The organism is Acanthopleuribacter pedis (assembly GCF_017377855.1).
Lineage (GTDB): Bacteria > Acidobacteriota > Holophagae > Acanthopleuribacterales > Acanthopleuribacteraceae > Acanthopleuribacter > Acanthopleuribacter pedis.
On the sequence record NZ_JAFREP010000042.1, the window covers coordinates 13,005 to 29,992 of the forward strand.

Below are 16,988 nucleotides of genomic sequence, written 5' to 3' on the forward strand. Positions count from 1 at the left end.
GAAACCACTGAAGCCCACGCCGCGCACGGCGATCGCCGCGGGTAGCACGACCGCCCCTGTTGTAACACTCAGGTTAGGTTTTGCCAAGATTGGGTTAAAAAGGCCGGGAGCAGCAGAGATTGTTTGAAAACACTACAGAAGTGATATATAACAATTCTTCATTACAGTCCGCCGCGGCGGCGAATGGAGGTTTCCCCATGCCATACGTTTTGTTTGCGATCATGTGCCTGATTTACGGCACCACTTTTCTGGCGATTAAGGTTGGGCTTAATGCCGGCCTTGCGCCCATCTACTCGGCAGGCGTCCGCTTCGTGGCCGCCGCCTTGATCATGCTGTGCCTCCTCAAGCTCAGCCGCCGTCTGAAAACCCCCGGCTCCGCAAAGGCCTGGGGCCAAATCACCGTCATCGCTTTGCTGACCACCACCCTGTGTTTCGCCGGGGTATACTGGGCCGAACAGTACATCTCAAGTGGGATGGCCGCCCTCATTTCCGCGGGCGCACCCATTGCCATCGCCTTGCTCTACGCGACCAATCAAGGCAAAAAAATCACGCCCGACCTGTGGCTCGGTTTCGCGCTGGCACTCTCCGGCGTGCTCCTGGTGGTGTTACCCACGCTCCAAATGAGCTTGGCCTGGGCGGTACTGTTACCCATGGGCGCGGTGGTCGTCGGCGAACTGTTCTATTCCATCGGCTCGGTGCGTTGCGCCGATCTGGTGCGCGGCGGTGAAGTGGACGCCCTCTCCCTCAACGCCTGGCAATCACTGATCGGCGGCCTGGGTTTGTTGCTGTTAAGCGCGCCCTGGGAACCGGCGGCCTGGACCAACGCGGCTTGGATGAGCCAATCCACGGCTTGGCTGTCGCTGAGTTTCTTGAGTGTGATGGGCACGGTGGTCGCTGCCTCCATTTACTTCTGGCTAATTGAACGCATGAACCCGGTATTTGCCAGCCTGTGGCTCTACATCTCACCGGTGATCGCGGTGGTTGTCGGTGCGATGGTGCTGCACGAACCCATCGGCAATACCACCCTGCCGGGCACGGCACTGATCGTATGTGGTGTGTTTTTGGCCAACAACGGCCTACCCTTGATGCGCCAATGGATGAACCGACGCTTGCAACCATCCGCATAACCCACCTTTTCCAAAACGCTTCCAACCCGCGGGCTGAATCGCCAAGGCCCGCGGGCTTCTCCCCTCGTTCGGACCAAATTAACGAGCCCAACCGATTCTCCTTGCGACCGCTGTTTCCCATTGCCTTCACTTTATTTCGTGCTAATTTAGAGCGGTATCGATCACAACCTATGGCAGCCGCCGCCAACCCGATCTTTCACGTTTCATCGGCGTGCCGCTCGCGGCTAGGAATTCTTTATGTCCGTGGAGAAAGCGAAACTCGACGCCCTTCGCCTTGACGACCAAGCCTGGCGACCCAAACGCAATTGGACACCGATCATCGCGGTGGTGATTTTAGTCGCCGTCCTCGCCGCCCTGTTCCTCGGCAAACCACCTGGTGAAACCGAAACAGCCGCGACCAACAAGGTTACCACCGGCAGCGTGCGCCAACTCAAAGCCGCCGACGACGACACGGTCCTCAACGCCTCCGGTTACGTCACCGCCCGCCGCCAGGCCACGGTTAGCGCAAAAATCACCGGTAAGGTGACCACGGTGCGTATCGAAGAAGGCATGACGGTGGAAGAAGGCCAGATTTTGGCGACCCTCGAAGACGTCAACCTTGCAGCGGCGTTCAATTTACAAACAGCCCAGCGCGACGCGGCGCGAGTAGCACTCGAGGAAACCAAGGTCCGCATCGAAGAAGCCGACATCGATTACCGCCGCGCGAAAAACCTGCTGGCCAACCTCGCGGGCGACCAAGCCACGGTGGATGCGGCGCGCACGACCTGGCGGGCGCTCAAAGCCCAATTGCTGCGCCAAGAGCAGGAAGTGGTCGTGGCCGAACGCCAAGTCGCCGTGGCCCAACAAAATTTGGACGACACCGTGATTCGCGCGCCTTTCGCGGGCGTGGTTGTTTCCAAGGACGCACAACCGGGCGAGATGATTTCGCCGGTCTCCGCCGGCGGCGGCTTTACCCGCACCGGGATCGGTACCCTGGTCGACATGGCCTCGCTGGAAATCGAGGTCGACGTCAACGAGGCCTACATCAACCGCGTCCAAGCGGAGCAGCCGGTTGAAGCCATATTGGACGCCTATCCCGATTGGCAGATCCCGGCTTACGTGATCGCCATCGTGCCCACGGCGGACCGGCAACGCGCCACGGTTCGGGTGCGCGTCGGTTTTCGCGAACGCGATCCGCGCGTTTTGCCCGACATGGCGGTGAAGGTCTCTTTCCTCAACCAGGAAGAAAGTGAACAAACCGGCCCGCAACTGGTGGTTTCGCGCCGCGCGGTGGTCCAGCGTGACGACACGGACGTGGTTTTCCTTTACGACGACGGCATCGCGGTCCAGCGCAAGGTAACGCTCGGCGAAAAACGCGGCGGCGACATCATTATTAATAAAGGCCTGAATGCGGGCGAAACGGTCATCCTCAGCCCGCCCGATTCACTCGTGGACGGCGCCGAGGTGGAGGTGGACGCATCATGAGCGCGGTAACCCCTGAACCCAGACCCAAATCCTTGATGCTGCACCTGGACGGCGTCGACAAATCCTTCAAACGCGGCGGCCAATCGATTGTGGTGCTGGAGGAACTTTCCCTAAAAGTCCCCACCGGCGAGTTCTTGGCGCTGATGGGGCCGTCCGGTTCCGGCAAAAGCACCTTGTTGAACCTGATCGGCGGACTCGACCGGCCGTCCCACGGGAGCGTGGTCGTAGACGGCCAAAGCATCGACAGCCTCAAATCCTCTGAGCTGACCCGCTGGCGCGCGCGCAACATCGGGTTCGTGTTTCAGTTTTACAACCTCATGCCGGTTCTCAATGCGCTGAACAATGTCGCCCTCCCGCTCATGCTCACCAACCTCTCCCATGCCGAACGGCGCAAACGGGCGGAAATCGCCCTGGGCATTGTCGGGCTTGGGCACCGCTTGAAACAATACCCGCGCACCTTGTCCGGGGGTGAGCAGCAACGGGTCGGCATCGCGCGGGCGCTGATCACCGATCCCAAAATTCTGCTGTGCGACGAACCCACCGGCGACCTCGACCGCGCCTCGGCCCGCGACGTGCTCGACCTGCTCCAGGTACTCAACCGCGATTTGGGCAAAACCATTGTGATGGTCACCCACGATCCCCAGGCCGCGGAATGCGCCACCCGTATCCTCCATCTGGACAAAGGGCGCTTGATTCGCGAAAGTGGATCGGGAGCAAACCCATGAGCATGTTGTCCCTCATGCTGCGTGGGCTTGGCCGCAAGTGGGTGCGCACCCTGCTGACAATTCTGTCGATTTTTGTGGCCTTCATGCTGTTTGGGTTTTTGGCTGCGATTCGCGTGGCCTTTGCCTCGGGCGCCAATGTTGCCGACGCCGACCGTCTGATTGTGCGTCACGCGGTCTCGATTATCCAAATGCTGCCGGAAACCTACGGCGACCGCATGCGCCGCATCGACGGCGTCAAAGACGTGTCCCACGCCACCTGGTTCGGCGGTATCTACCAGGAACCCAAAAACTTCTTCCCGCAACACCCGGTCATTCCCGACGACCACCTCAACCTCTACCCGGAACTGTTGTTGCCCGCTGAACAGCTCCAGGCCTGGAAGAAAACCCGCACCGGTGCCATCGTCGGGCGCACCACCGCGGACCGTTTCGGCTTCAAGGTGGGTGATCGCGTGCCGATCCAAGCCACGATTTGGCCCAAAAAAGACGGGACGCAAACCTGGACCTTCGACATCGTCGGCATTTATGACGGCGCCAAATCCGGTACCGACACCTCACCGCTGTTTTTTCGCTATGACTACTTCGACGAGGCCCACCGCGGCACCCGCGGCCAAGTCGGCTGGTACATCGTGCGCGTCGACGATCCCAAATACGCTGATGCGGTGGCAGAGGCCATTGATCAAACCTTCGCCAATTCACCCGCGGAGACCAAAGCCGAAACCGAGGGCGCGTTCCTCGCCGGTTTCGCCAGTCAAATCGGCAACATCGGCGCCATTCTCACCGCCATCATCAGCGCGGTATTTTTCACCATCCTGTTGGTTGCCGCCAACACCATGGCGCAATCGGTACGGGAACGCACCAACGAATTGGCCGTACTCAAGGCGCTCGGTTTCGGGGACGGCCAAGTGCTGTGGTTCGTGCTTGGCGAGGCCCTGCTCATCGCCGGTTTGGGCGGCTTCAGCGGCCTACTGCTGTCCTTCACGCTGATCACGGTAGTGGGCGATCCCACCAACGGCATGCTGCCCGTGTTTTACATGCCCAAGGCGGATTTGGGGCTCGGCCTGTTGCTGGTCGTGCTCCTCGGCGTGGGTTCGGGTTTCTTGCCCGCGCTCCAGGCGCGTTCCCTGCAAATCGCCGACGCCCTACGCCGCTAAGGAGGCTGCCGTGCTGGAACAAGTGCTTGCCATTTTGATGTTTAGCTTGCGCACCGTGCCGCAACGGCTCGGTTCGGTGCTCACAGCCGTATTCGGTATTACCGGCGTGGTCATGGTCATGGTTGGTGTTTTGTCCATCGGCGAGGGTTACAAAAAAACCATGAAAGCCTCGGGCGACCCGGCCGTGGCCATGGTTCTTCGAAGCGGCGCCGACACCGAAATGATGAGCGGCCTCTCGCGCCAGGACACCCGCATCATCAAAGACCATCCCGCCATTAAACAAGTGGACGGCACCCCCGCGGCCGCCGCCGAGCTTTTTGTCATCATCAACCTGCCCAAACGGGGCACCGGCACCGACGCCAACGTCCCCTTGCGGGGCATTCAGCCCCAAAGTTACGCGGTGCGCGAAAAGTTCGAGATGCTGGAAGGTCGCTTCTTTGAACCCGGCCGCAACGAACTGATCGTGGGCCGCGGCGCCGTGGGCCAATTCGAGGTGGAACTGGGTAAGGAGATTCAGGTCGGTGCCAACCGCTGGAAAATCGTCGGTGTTTTTGCGGAGGGCGGCGGCGTGGCTGAATCCGAGATGTGGACCGACGCCGGGGTACTGCAATCCGCTTATCGGCGCGGCGACACCTTCCAGTCCATGTACATCAAACTCGAAGACGCGGCCCGATTTACGGCCTTTAAAAGCGAACTCATTCGCGATCCACGCTTGCGGGTCAAGGTCATGCGCCAAACCGATTACTATGCCGAGCAATCGCGGACCATCACCACCTTGGTCACCGCGCTTGGTGCCATTATCGGCACCTTAATGGCGGCCGGCGCCGTCTTTAGCGCGGTCAACACCATGGTGACCGCCGTGGCCGCGCGCGGTCGGGAAATCGCGACCCTGCGCGCCATCGGCTTCCACCGCGTGCCCATCGTGTTGTCGATTTTGGTGGAATCCACCTTGCTTGCGCTGGCCGGCGGTCTGATCGGGGGTTTTATCGCCTACCTGTTGTTCGACGGCTTCCGCACCGCCACCATGAACTTCCAGAGCTTCAGCCAGGTGACCTTTGCCTTTGAAGTAGACGCCGGTTTGCTCGCCATGGGCGTGTTTTATTCGACCGTGATCGGTCTGATCGGCGGCTTACTTCCCGCCGTACAAGCCGTGCGCAGCCCCGTCGCCGACGCCTTGCGTTCCGAATAAGCCAACCTAAGAATGCTAGGCCGGCTCAAGGCTTTTCCCGAAAAGTAAACCCATCGCGCGGCCCTTCCCTAACCTTCTTCCGCATCGCGGCCTTTCCACCTAAATTACGCCGGTCGATTATCCTCTAACCACCTGTTTCTTTTGTGCTTGAAGAAGCCGTGAATTTTCACATTTACCGCGCGGAACGCTTGTTTCCCAACGCTGCATGGGCCACAATGGCCCTTTCTCAGCCAAGCAGCGAGGCGCGTCATGAATTCAACCCTTACCGAACCCATCGAATCTGAGCAGGAAGTACCCGTTGTCTTGTCGCCGCCGCCGGGCTTGCCGCCGGGCGAAACCGTCGAGCAGGTGACCCTGGTGCTGGATCGGCAACAGCCCTGTTTCTTTGAGGCGCCCCTCGAAACGGCCCTGGCCGCGTTGTGCCTGCGCACGCTGACCCTGCTCAACGGCGGCGAAACCCCGCCGATCCTGTGGCAAATCGGGGCGTCGTTCCATCTGTTGCCAGGAGATGCCCGCGATCAGGAAGCCCTCACCGCCGCCCTGCAAAACCCGTGTCTCGATCCACCGGCAGCCAATGTGGTGATCGGCAGTGCGCCCACGGCGCCGGTTTCGGCAGCCTGTTTGATTACCTTTTTCGCCGATCCCCAAACCGTCACCTTAACCGTCACCGCCGCGCCGGAGCTGGGCGCCGGTTTCGCCGCGCTGCTCACCCGCTACCTACACCACGGCGCCGCCTGCCCCAGCGACACCCGGGGCAATGTGCTTTTGCCGGCGGCGGATCGCCGACTGCTGCTGGAAACCTGGCAACCCAAAACACCGGAGCCCCACCGCTGCAAGCCGCTCCACGAACAGTTCAGCGCCTGGGCGGCCCTGTTCCCCGACCATCCCGCCGTGCAGAGCCGCGACCTGAGCTGGAGTTACGGTTTGCTCGACCAACAGAGCAATTTCCTCGCCTGCATCCTGCGGGAAACACTGGACGTGCAAACCGGCGACCTGGTCGCGGTCTACCCCGACCGACGCGCCTACCTACCGCTGCAACTGCTGGCCACCTTAAAAGCGGGCGGCGTTTACCTACCGCTCGATCCCGAGGCACCCCAACAACGGCTGGCCTTTATGCTCAGCGACGCCGCCCCCAAGGTGGTGCTCTGTTACGGCCGACCGCCGGGCGTGATCGAGGATTGCGACGCCAAGGTCGTGCGCCTGGACCGCCTGGTTTGGCACGGCCAACACCGCGGCAGCAACGCCCCTTGCACCGGCCGCGACCTCGCCTACACCATTTATACCTCCGGCTCGACCGGGCACCCCAAGGCCGTCCAAGTCCAACACGATCAATTCGATAGCATGATCCACGCGCAAATTGCCGGCTTCGGCGTCCATCAAGAATCGCGCGTGCTGCAAATGGCCTCGCCCGCCTTCGACGCCTCTTTGTCCGAACTCTTTTTGGCCTTGCTCTCCGGCGCCGCCTTGGTGATCGCCGAATCGGCCGATGTCGCCAACCACGGGCGCTTGCGCAAACTGATCGCCGATTTTGCCGTCACCCACGCCACCTTCCCGCCGGCCTACCTGCACGAACTGTCCGACGCCGCCCTGGAACCGCTGCAAACCATCATCACCGCCGGCGAGGCACCGATCCAGGAAGACAGCCTGCGCTGGGCGCAAAGTAAACGCGTGATCAACGCTTACGGCCCCACGGAAACCGCCGTCTGCGCCGCCTTCTTCACCGTGCCCGCCGACTTCGATCCCGGCCAAACCCTGCCTATCGGCCGACCGCTGCCCCACCTGCGCATGTACATTGTTGACGAACAAGGCGATCTCCTGCCCCCGGGCGTCGTCGGCGAGCTCTGCATCGCCGGGCGCGGCGTGGCGCGGGGTTACCTGCACCGCCCCGAGCTCCAAGCGCGCAAATTCAGCGCGGACCCCTTCCACCCCGGCGAAACCTGGTACCGCAGCGGCGACTTGGCCTACCAACGCGCCGACGGTTTGTTTGTGTTCGTCGGTCGCCGCGACGACCAGGTCAAAATTAACGGCTACCGCGTCGAACTCGGCGAAATCAAAGGCCAACTGGAACGCCGGCCCGCCGTCGACGAAGCCCTGGTCGTGGTCGCCCGCAACCAGCAGGAACGCGGCGCGCTGATCGCCTACATCGTGCTCAAAAAAGGGCAACGCCTCAACGCCGAAAACCATCCGCGCCGTCAACTGGCCAAGGTCCTGCCGCAACACATGTTGCCGCACCATTTCATCGTGCTCGATCAGTTCCCGCGCAACAGCAGCGGGAAAATCGACCGCAAGGCCCTGCCCCACGTCACCCGCGGCGGCGATACACCGTACCTGGCCCCACGCACGGAGGTGGAACGGCTGCTGGTCAAACTTTGGCAAGCGGTGCTGGATCAAACCAACATCGGCGTGAACGACCACTTTTTCGAGTTGGGCGGCGATTCCCTGACCGCGATCCATTTCATCTCGTCCTTACCCGAATCCATCCACGGCTTCACCATTGCCGATCTGTTCCATTTCCCGGTTTTAAAAGAACTTGCCGCCGAAATTGAAAAGCAACAGCCAACATGGAACCCCGCCGCGGAACCCGCCAAGCCCCAACGCCTTCACGACACGCGTTTCCTGCTGAATCCCCACCAGCGCGATCTGCTCGCCGACGGCGCCAAAAAAGCGGGCCTGGTGATTGCGGTGACCAGACCTTTGCTCAAACCCGACCCGAGCCTGCTGGAACAGGCCGCAACCTACGTGCAACAACAGCACCCCGGATTGGCACGGGTTTTTGACGACCGCGAACGGGCGCGCCTGTGCCAAGCGCCGGCGCGCATCCACCTGCTGCCCGCGACGGATGAAGATCCGCGCTTCGCCGTGCAACAGGCCTTTGACCACGAACAACTTCCCCTCTGGGCGATTTACCTGATCGGCGACAGCCATTTGGCGATTGCGGCAACGCCGCTGCTTTGCGACGAGCAGGACATGCTGGTGTTGCGTCGCGATTTGGAGCAGGCCTACCGCGACCTGGCCGCCGAACGCCCCGTCCATTTCGCGCAAAACCCGCCCAATCCCTTGCTGGTCCTCGACCGCTACCAAGCACCCGCCGCGCGCATCAGCATCCCCTCGCCGCCGGCGCTGCCCACTGAATCCGTTACCTTCGGCCACACCTGGACCCGCTCGCAGACCCGCGGCTTGCTGATCGGCGCGGGCAAACCCTTTCGCTGTCGCGCCGTCGAACTGGTCGCCGCCGCGCTGGCGCAATTGGCCCATGCCGAACCCGGTTGGGGTTTGCCCCACCTGGTCTGGCTGCGCGACGCCGTGCGCCGCGTGACCGCCGGCCCCGATTACAGCCACGCCGTCGCCGGCCACACCCGACTGGTCGCCCTACCCCTTCCCCACCATGGCGACGACTGGCCCGCGTGGATTCGTGCCACCAAGGAGAACAACCGCCGCCGGGAGAGCTGGCCGACCCGGCTCCACCAGGACCAAGCCGCGATTCACCTGATTTGGTGCGACCGTCTCGACACCGACCTGCCGGAACAAAACCTGCTCGGTGAGCTCGACGGCTCACCCAGCCGCGTCGGTACCCGCTTCAACAGCGCCCGCTTCCCGCTCAGCCTGCGGTTCTGGGTATGGCAGGGTCAACTGCATTTGCGCGGTACGCTCAACTGGGAAACCATCCGTTGCGACGGTACCGTGTTCGCCCAACGTTTGGCGGCGGGCATCGACGCCATGGTGGAACGCTGTTGCAGCCGCAAAACCACCTGGCCGACCCCCAGCGATTTCGGCATCACCCACCTCGACCTAGCCACCTTCGACAGTTTGCTCGCGGCACAACAAGTGGACGCCGGCGAGGTGGCCGACCTCACCACGACCTCGGCCTGGCAATCCTCGATCCTGCGTGACGAAGCGGACGCGGGCAAACCCTGCTACCTCCGGCAACACAGTTTCCGTCTGCGCGGCAAGCTGGAGATCGACGCCGCCGAACGCGCTTGGACCGGCCTGACCCAACGCCACGCCGTCCTGCGCACCGCCTTCCTCGTGCCCACCGACGGGCCGGCGCTGCAATGGACCCGCAAACGCTTTAACCCGCCATTGCGCTGGGTCGACCTGAGCCATTACCGCGACGCCGAACAAATCGAACGGGCCCAGGAACAGAAACGACGGCAACGGGATCAGGCGCAACGGGAGACCTTGCTCGACATTATGTTCCTGCGTTACGGCCGCGACGACCACGAGATGGTGCTTTGGTTGCACCCGTTGCTCGGCGACACGCGCAGCATGCAACACCTGCTCGACGAATGGCTGATCAGCTACCAAGCCTTCCTCGACGGCGAGGCCCCCAAACTCAGCCATCGCCCGCCCTTCCGCGATTACACCCACTGGCTGCACGACCGCAACCGCGAGGGCGCCCTCGCCTTCTGGCAAGACTACCTGAATGAGACGGAACCCCAACTGCTGAGCGCGCCCGAGCCTGAAGCGCCCCTGCACCGCCGCTTCACCATCACCTGGCCGGAAACCCTGGTCAGCCGCCTACGTCATTGGTCCACCCAACGGGGCCTCTCCATGAACGCCGCGCTCAAGGCGCTGTGGGGCCTGTCCCTCGCCCGCCAAGGCCAGCGACCCGATCCCGTTTTCGGTACCACGCTTTCCGGCAGGCCCGAGGCACTGGGCGAAGCGCAAACCATGCTGGGTTTGTTCCAAGTGTTGGTGCCCTGGTGCATGCACCTCGACCGCGAACACGATTTCGCCGAGCTGGTGCGTCACACCCAAAACCTCACCGCGGAGATGGAACGCCTGACCCCGCTCCCGCTGGAACAGATCACCCCGGACCAGGCGATGTTCGACCACATCCTCCTGCTGGAGCCGGCTTGGCAACCGCCGGATGTGGTGCCCACGCTGACCATGACCCCGCATTACCAATTCGAGCACTATCCGTTCGCGCTCAACACCTTCGTGACCATCGGCGCGGAGATTCAATGGCGTCTGGCATTCGACCATCACCGCATCCAGGAAGACATGGTCCATTCGTTGGTGAGTTCGTGTGAATCGATCCTGCTGCGTATTTTGGACGAGGGCGAAGCCTCTCTTTCGGATTTGGGATTGGTGCCGAAACAAGGTTGAACCAAACCCCCAAATCAACGCTGAGATGAAAAATCCCCCATCCGAGCCACCCTAAAACGCCCCTGTTGCGCGTAAACTTCTATAAGGGAGGCGTCTATGCCGGAGTTGGTGGTTTTGATGGGGATTCAGGGGTCGGGGAAATCGACCTTTTGCCGCGAACGTTTTTACGACAGCCACGTGCGTATTAACCTGGATATGCTGCGCACCCGCCATCGCGAACGCGTTTTGTTCGAGACCACCCTCAAACTGGGGCTCTCTTGCGTCATCGACAACACCAATCCGGCCCGAAGTGATCGTACTCGCTACCTCGCCGCCGCCAAACAAGCCGACTACACCATCACCGGGTACTTCTTCGAGGCCAAAATCGACGCCTGTCTGGCCCGCAACGCGCGGCGCACCGGCAAAGCGCGCATTCCCGACGCGGGTGTGCGCGCCACCCGCAACCGCCTGGAAGCGCCGAGTTTTGAGGAAGGTTTCGGCACGCTCTATTTCGTGCGCATCGATGAAAACGACCGATTCCTCGTGGAGGACTGGAAGCAATGAGACTTAAAGACATAGATTCATTTTAGAAACGCGGTACCTTCTTTCTGACTGACGTAATCATGATGGGCAACCTAAAACGCGACGCGGACGGGCGTTCACGCGTTTCAAATCGTTCATCATCAGTGACCCCTTATCCGATTGGCAAACGCCTTTGGAGGATATTACTTGGGAATATTAGAATCTCTGGTTTCGGGGATAGATAAAACAAATGACCAAGCCACGTGTTTCATGAAAGGGGACGATCCATGCATTATGCAGCCATGGCGCTGGTTCTTCAGAAGACGCAGCTCTTCTTATTTTTTCTAAACACCTATAACTGGAAACATCCAGATGCATCCTTTCCGACCGCCATACTTTTTTGTCTTTGGACCATGGCGCCCTATGGCTTGCTATGGCACGCGGTGAAACGCGACGAAACAGATGCCGCCGCATTTCTAAACCAATGGCTGTCGGTCATATTCTGCGGCCTTTTTTTGCTAGCCTCCGCCCAACAGGGTTTCTGGTGGGGTCCCGTTCACGGCGCTTACCTTGTCCCACTTGTACAATGGCCGCTTACACTCGTGTTCCTATGGTTGGCCGGCCGCCGCCCGCGGACCAGAACCGAATCCGAAAAAACCACAAAAAAACAAAAAACTTGGTGGCAAGGCTTTAACCATGCAAATCCCTATCTTTGGTTACCTTTGTTCAAAATTCCGATGGCCCACTTGGTTTCGAAAACAGGGGTCACCTCAATAGTCGATGTCCTGATTCTGCCGTTATTTTGGTCTTGGTACCTGATCCCCTTTTTGCCATTGTGGTACCTAGCGCGTCGTGGCAAAAACACAGCTGATTACCGGGTTTTGGCGAATGTAGGCACGGTGGGCGTGCTTTTAATCCCCGTGATTTACCTGTTGGCTTGCGGCGCAACGGGAAGGGTACCCAACAGTTTCTTTTTCTCCGCGGACCTCAATTTCATCCAGGCCGCGCTTGCGTTTACCATCGCCCTTGGCGCGTATATTCTGACCAACACACGCAACAAAGCCAACCTCGGCCCAATATTTGTTCCCCCCTAACCCATCACCACCCCCCCTCACACTGTCGGATTGGACCGGCTTTGGTTTCGCCATAACCTAACATCACCAGCCGCCCCACGACCGATATGGGCCGGTTTTGTTCCGCCACAACCGATACCCAGCCCTGAACCGACGGGACGCTAACGCGTCAACCGGTGGCATGGCAACGCCGTGCAGGATTTCAACCCGGGGAAGGGACCCGACGCGAAGCAGTAAGTTCCCTTCCCCGGGTTAGAACCACCACCTAATTCAGGGACGCTCCTAACCCAATCAAAGACTGCGTTTCGATCTTTACTCGCGGAAACCGCGCGGAAGGGGCTAAAGGCGTAAAACGGTTTAGATCGGCGCGTTTCCCGTGAGCAGGCGTCGCAAGCCGTTGCGCAGGTGGAACATCGCGGCGAGCAGGAGTAAAGCGAAAAGTTCGAAACCGCGCAGCAATAACGCGATGACCATTCCCAACCCGGCGGGCAGGCCGAGCACAAGGACGGTTCCTTCCAGCGACCATTCGCGTACGCCGACGTTGCCGGGGAATTCAGGAACCAGGCGCCGCTTCGATCACGGTTTTGAGGTGGCGCAAAACGCGGTCGTGGATTTGGTGAATGGTGTAATCCGTCCACCACGACCAATAGCGAATCGGTTCCATGTCATGGCGGTACCAGGTGGTTCCCAACACACGGGTGCCGCCGTTTTCCAGCGGGATCAACACAAATTCGCCGCGCTCGCTTTCGAAATAACCCTCCAGGTGGGGTGGATGCACATTGCGGTAGGGCGACAGTTCTTTCATGGGGATCGGCTGCTCGGTAACGCGGAAACGCAAGTGATGGGGCGGGTCCCAAATCTCGATGGGTTCAACAAAGGTTCCGTGGTTGAATTCGCAATAGCGAACCGCACCAACCCCGGCGCCGTCCGTCCAGGCTTTGGTCGGGTAGGCCACACCGTAGCGGAACATCCACTGTTCCGGCTCGGGAATGCTGGGGAACGCGAGCAGGTAGGGCCAAATGGCCTCGGGTGCCGCGTTGATCTCGATGCTGGAAGTCACTTCTTGAAGCGGCGGTAGGTTGGTTTGCTCCAAACCCAGCGACATGGGCAGGAAAACGCAGAAGGGCACCATTGCACGCCGCACCGTGAAACCGCCTTGGTACATGAACTTCATCGACATGGCGGCGGAGGCACCGAGCATGGCCAGGAAAAAAGCGAGCGGTAGGTACATCAACACACAAATCAGACCTTCGATGGCAAACAGCACCAGCAGCCCGCCGAGCAAGGCGGTGGTGGTGAAGGCGATGGTCATGGCGCCCGCCCAGCTCAAATAGGTACTGCGGTTTTTGAGCTGCAATGCCACCGCGAGGAAACTTGAAACAAAAGGGATCCCCATAAACAGCGTCCAACCATAGTGGCCACCGAAGGAGGCAAGAATCACGACCGAGCCAATGCCGAAGATGACACTCGCCGCCAGCGCCATGACGGAACTTTCGAGGAACAGGGTGCCGGAAGGCGGGGGGTTTAATTCGTCATCGTCTGTCTCGGCCGGCAGCGCTTCCCGTGCGGGAAAAAACATCAGGAGCACGACGTACAGCATATTAATGTAGGGCACCAACAGCAGGATGAGGGAAAAACGCGACATACCACAATCGCGGAGCCGCGCTTCCGCCAAAACCAAAGCGAACCCGGTGGCAATCACGCCGAGAACCAGAGGGTGGCCCCAAACGGGATCACCCTGGGAACCAGCGGGTAACAGCCCGGGCACCAATAAGTTGGACCAATCAAATGCCGTTACCGGATCCGAACGCAGCAGGCGTTCGACGGTGAGTTTGATGGAAAGCACCACCCCAATCCAAATCGTAAAATGCGCACGCGACATAGCGGCCATTCGCCCCTCCTTCATTTCCGACAAACCACCTCGTGGGCACCGCGCCGGCCAAAGATTCAAGCCGGTTTTTCTGAACGCGTTCAGATTAGCAGAGACACCAACCAAATGCCGGCTTTTTTTGAACACGGTCAATAATCTCCCTCTTCGCTTCTCCTCGCAATCATGGTGCACGATTGATGTTAAAACATATCCAGCCAGGCGTTTAAAGGAACAAGCTTCGGTACGCCTACAGCTTCTCTCGCAAAGGTTTTTCGCATCGGTTCCTTGGTTTTTTCCATTCATCACCTTCCCAAACTCGGCCGCACCAGTCCGGCGATAACTCCCTCTGCACCAAACCAGGGATTTCGTTTGAGGTACTGCTGGGTTCATCTCACGCTACTTACCAACAACCAACCGAACACGCCGGGAACCGCGTTTACAATGGGCGCATCGGAACAATCAATCGTCCACAGGGTTGGGCGAAACACGGGGAGGACGGCATGAAGCCGGTTTACGGGGCGATGGTTTGGCAAGCGCTGCACCTGGCTTTGGGCGTCGTTTTGGCGGCCAACGAACAGGGCAATCCCACCCCGCCCGTCCACGAACTGCTCGCCTACAGCCTGTGGAACTTGGCGCCTTACGGCGCCCTGTGGTTGTTGGCTTTACCCAGGGAACATCGCCGCAACCATCTCCACCTCATCCACGGCGCCTCGCTGGTTTTTTTCGCGGTTTACGCGATAACCAGCTTGGTGGGACAAAAAACCGGGGTGTCCCCCTTCCACTGGGCGAGCATCGGCCCCTTCTTCCAATGGCCCGCCACGCTTGCCGTATTGTGGCTGGCAACCTACATCCGCACACCGACGCCGCCGCAACCCGACACGGCGGACAAAACACCATCCCTCTGGGCGCGTTACAAAAACAGCAAAAGTTTTCTGTGGGCGCCACTGGCGCAGGCGCTTTGTTACCTGCCTTTCCTGGGCAAACCCTCGGATGAATACTTCACCCTCTTTTTGGTGATCGCGGTGTTCGGGCTAAGTGTCTTTTTGCCCCTGACCCTGTTTGAATTTGCGGGCCGTCACCTACCGGGAAGCCGCGCCGTCGCCAACATCGGCAACAGCGCGCTGCTGCTCCTGCCCGCCGGCTACCTGGCAACAGGCCGGCTGACCGATGCGCAAGACGGCACCCTTTGGTTCCTGATCGGCATCCCCTTAACCCAAGGATTCATCGCCCTGATCACAACCCTGACCGCCTACATCATCCTCAAAACCCGCGCGAATCACCCGATGGACCGCCTCTACCAATGAGTTAGTTAGAGCCGCTAACGTCTCCCTCGTCAAATCGTGTACCTACCGATGATCATGTTGGCGTGGATCAATCGAGGGCGCCCCATGGCAACAGCCGTCGCCAACCTGGTCAATTCGGCGCTGTTGCTCTTTGCGGTTCTCCTCGCGCCCTGGATGATCCTAGCCGACGCCAACATGTGGATTTTGGGCCCCTATATATAGGTACCTTTGGTGCAAGGACCCATCGCGATCCTCGCTACATGCCTCGCAGCCTTCAATTTGCGCATGGAACCGGGCGATCCAACGGCCGAAGCGGCTTAAAATCCAGGACAACCCCCAGCAAAAAGGGGCCTTGGTTTCGCCACCACACGACCGGCCCAGGGTGGATGCAGGCGCCTCACTTAACGCCGGTATCCGCCCTTTTTTGTTCACGCCACGACCCACGCCGCACCCATCTCTTTCTCAACCAAGTAGTGGGCGGCTAAAAAACCAAGCCCGCACCGATGCAACACGAGTTTAAGCTTCGGCGCGGGCTGCCAGCTTGTGCCATAAGGCGTTTAAAAACTTTAACTTGGATGCTTTTTCGGCGCCCCGGTAGAGGATGCAACGGCTTTCCTCCACCGCGCCGCCCAAACCCGCATCCGACATAAATCCCAAAAACGGGACCGGCGCGTCCTCGTGCTCGTAAACCAGCAAAAACTCCCACATGCCCACGCAATCCGGCAGGAAGCGGTAATCCCCCTCACCGGGAACGGCTCCGCGGGCCGCCTCGTTCACAATCGCGTGCAGCGAGGAGTGGTTGAGGTGATCCGGCTCCAAACCGGGAAAAGGCAGGTTATCGAAGGGCGGCGCCAGGAATGCCACGGTGCGCAACACGAAGTGTTTTTCGCCCTTGAGGATGTCGTTCAGGTACTCCTGCATTTGGTCGTAGGCAATGACTTCTTCAAACTTGGTGAAGTTCATGCGCACGAAACGTTTGCCCGTCCCGAGTTGGGTTTCCTGGATCTTGACCAGTTCGAACAGGGGTTCGGGCAGCCGCTGCAACTCCTTAATTGCCTGGTTGATGGCGCCTTTGACCGGATCACCGGTTGCCGGTAGCGAACCGCGCTGTTCCTGGAGATATCGGCCCAGTTCCTCCTCGGAAACCTTTTCGTAGAGGTGGGCGAACAGGTATTCGAGGACCTGGTACTGAATACCGCGGGTCTGGCGGCGACGCGGCATCAAACTTAGAACGGTTTGCCAGGCCTGCTCCTCCAATTGGGTGCGTTTGCGGATGATGCGGTTCAGCATGGGTCTTCCTCCCGGGTCGAGCGCCCAACCCTTGTGCCGGCCTGGACAAAGGTCCGGGTTGGCAAAACACAGATTGGATCCGATGAAGATAAAGTTCGAAAAGGTGTCGACGTAGCCTATTTAATAGGATGCGACAGCAGCGCCCGGGGACTATTCTAATGGAACTCAGGCGATTATTGAGAAAAAAATTCATTTTTTTATGGATT

General features: G+C 60.0%; 12 protein-coding genes. 9 read left to right on the top strand and 3 right to left on the bottom strand.

Features of this window, described 5'->3' with window-relative positions; all coding sequences use genetic code 11:
* Positions 1–197: 197 nt before the first annotated feature.
* The 8 genes from J3U88_RS29970 (at position 198) to J3U88_RS30005 (ending at position 12,360) form a co-directional block, all read left to right on the top strand.
* On the top strand, positions 198–1,127 hold the full coding sequence (locus tag J3U88_RS29970) for a DMT family transporter (protein WP_207862707.1): 930 nt from the start codon (positions 198–200) through the stop codon (positions 1,125–1,127).
* Between the two features lie 237 nt (positions 1,128–1,364).
* Positions 1,365–2,591: an efflux RND transporter periplasmic adaptor subunit gene (locus tag J3U88_RS29975; RefSeq protein ID WP_207862708.1), complete on the top strand. Its 1,227-nt coding sequence runs from the start codon at positions 1,365–1,367 to the stop codon at positions 2,589–2,591.
* Complete coding sequence (locus tag J3U88_RS29980; protein ID WP_207862709.1) at positions 2,588–3,316, top strand: ABC transporter ATP-binding protein; 729 nt, start codon at positions 2,588–2,590, stop codon at positions 3,314–3,316. Before J3U88_RS29975 ends, J3U88_RS29980 begins: the two co-directional genes overlap by 4 nt.
* Positions 3,313–4,467: an ABC transporter permease gene (locus J3U88_RS29985; RefSeq protein WP_207862710.1), complete on the top strand. Its 1,155-nt coding sequence runs from the start codon at positions 3,313–3,315 to the stop codon at positions 4,465–4,467. Before J3U88_RS29980 ends, J3U88_RS29985 begins: the two co-directional genes overlap by 4 nt.
* 10 nt (positions 4,468–4,477) lie before the next feature.
* Positions 4,478–5,656, top strand: coding sequence for an ABC transporter permease (locus J3U88_RS29990; RefSeq protein ID WP_207862711.1), 1,179 nt, complete (start codon positions 4,478–4,480; stop codon positions 5,654–5,656).
* Between the two features lie 249 nt (positions 5,657–5,905).
* Positions 5,906–10,765 (top strand): non-ribosomal peptide synthetase, encoded by a 4,860-nt coding sequence (locus J3U88_RS29995; RefSeq protein WP_207862712.1) that lies wholly within the window; start codon positions 5,906–5,908, stop codon positions 10,763–10,765.
* Positions 10,766–10,861: 96 nt separating this feature from the next.
* Positions 10,862–11,308 (top strand): AAA family ATPase, encoded by a 447-nt coding sequence (locus J3U88_RS30000; RefSeq protein WP_207862713.1) that lies wholly within the window; start codon positions 10,862–10,864, stop codon positions 11,306–11,308.
* Between the two features lie 245 nt (positions 11,309–11,553).
* Positions 11,554–12,360 carry a hypothetical protein gene (locus tag J3U88_RS30005; RefSeq protein WP_207862714.1) on the top strand — a complete coding sequence of 269 codons (807 nt, stop codon included), beginning with the start codon at positions 11,554–11,556 and terminating at the stop codon, positions 12,358–12,360.
* Positions 12,361–12,696: 336 nt separating this feature from the next.
* On the opposite strand, the gene J3U88_RS30010 is transcribed toward J3U88_RS30005, so the two are convergent.
* On the bottom strand, positions 12,697–12,840 hold the full coding sequence (locus tag J3U88_RS30010; protein ID WP_207862715.1) for a hypothetical protein: 144 nt from the start codon (positions 12,838–12,840) through the stop codon (positions 12,697–12,699).
* 52 nt (positions 12,841–12,892) lie between these two features.
* Positions 12,893–14,230: an SRPBCC family protein gene (locus tag J3U88_RS30015; protein ID WP_207862716.1), complete on the bottom strand. Its 1,338-nt coding sequence runs from the start codon at positions 14,228–14,230 to the stop codon at positions 12,893–12,895.
* A 479-nt stretch (positions 14,231–14,709) separates the two neighbouring features.
* Between J3U88_RS30015 and J3U88_RS30020 the strand changes: the two genes are divergently transcribed.
* Positions 14,710–15,513, top strand: a complete 804-nt coding sequence (locus J3U88_RS30020; protein WP_207862717.1) for a hypothetical protein — start codon at positions 14,710–14,712, stop codon at positions 15,511–15,513.
* Between the two features lie 495 nt (positions 15,514–16,008).
* Here J3U88_RS30020 and J3U88_RS30025 read toward each other — a convergent pair whose 3' ends face one another.
* Entirely contained in the window at positions 16,009–16,782 is a 774-nt protein-coding gene (locus J3U88_RS30025) for a hypothetical protein (RefSeq protein ID WP_207862718.1), read from the bottom strand.
* Positions 16,783–16,988: the final 206 nt, after the last annotated feature.

Excerpts from the sequence above, each read along its gene's own strand:
- J3U88_RS29995 (WP_207862712.1), top strand. The coding sequence starts at position 5,906 with ATGAATTCAACCCTTACCGAACCCATCGAATCTGAGCAGGAAGTACCC.
- J3U88_RS30015 (WP_207862716.1), bottom strand. The coding sequence starts at position 14,230 with ATGGCCGCTATGTCGCGTGCGCATTTTACGATTTGGATTGGGGTGGTG.
- J3U88_RS29970 (WP_207862707.1), top strand. The coding sequence starts at position 198 with ATGCCATACGTTTTGTTTGCGATCATGTGCCTGATTTACGGCACCACT.
- J3U88_RS30000 (WP_207862713.1), top strand. The coding sequence starts at position 10,862 with ATGCCGGAGTTGGTGGTTTTGATGGGGATTCAGGGGTCGGGGAAATCG.
- J3U88_RS30025 (WP_207862718.1), bottom strand. The coding sequence starts at position 16,782 with ATGCTGAACCGCATCATCCGCAAACGCACCCAATTGGAGGAGCAGGCC.
- J3U88_RS30020 (WP_207862717.1), top strand. The coding sequence starts at position 14,710 with ATGAAGCCGGTTTACGGGGCGATGGTTTGGCAAGCGCTGCACCTGGCT.
- J3U88_RS30005 (WP_207862714.1), top strand. The coding sequence starts at position 11,554 with ATGCATTATGCAGCCATGGCGCTGGTTCTTCAGAAGACGCAGCTCTTC.
- J3U88_RS29975 (WP_207862708.1), top strand. The coding sequence starts at position 1,365 with ATGTCCGTGGAGAAAGCGAAACTCGACGCCCTTCGCCTTGACGACCAA.
- J3U88_RS29980 (WP_207862709.1), top strand. The coding sequence starts at position 2,588 with ATGAGCGCGGTAACCCCTGAACCCAGACCCAAATCCTTGATGCTGCAC.
- J3U88_RS29985 (WP_207862710.1), top strand. The coding sequence starts at position 3,313 with ATGAGCATGTTGTCCCTCATGCTGCGTGGGCTTGGCCGCAAGTGGGTG.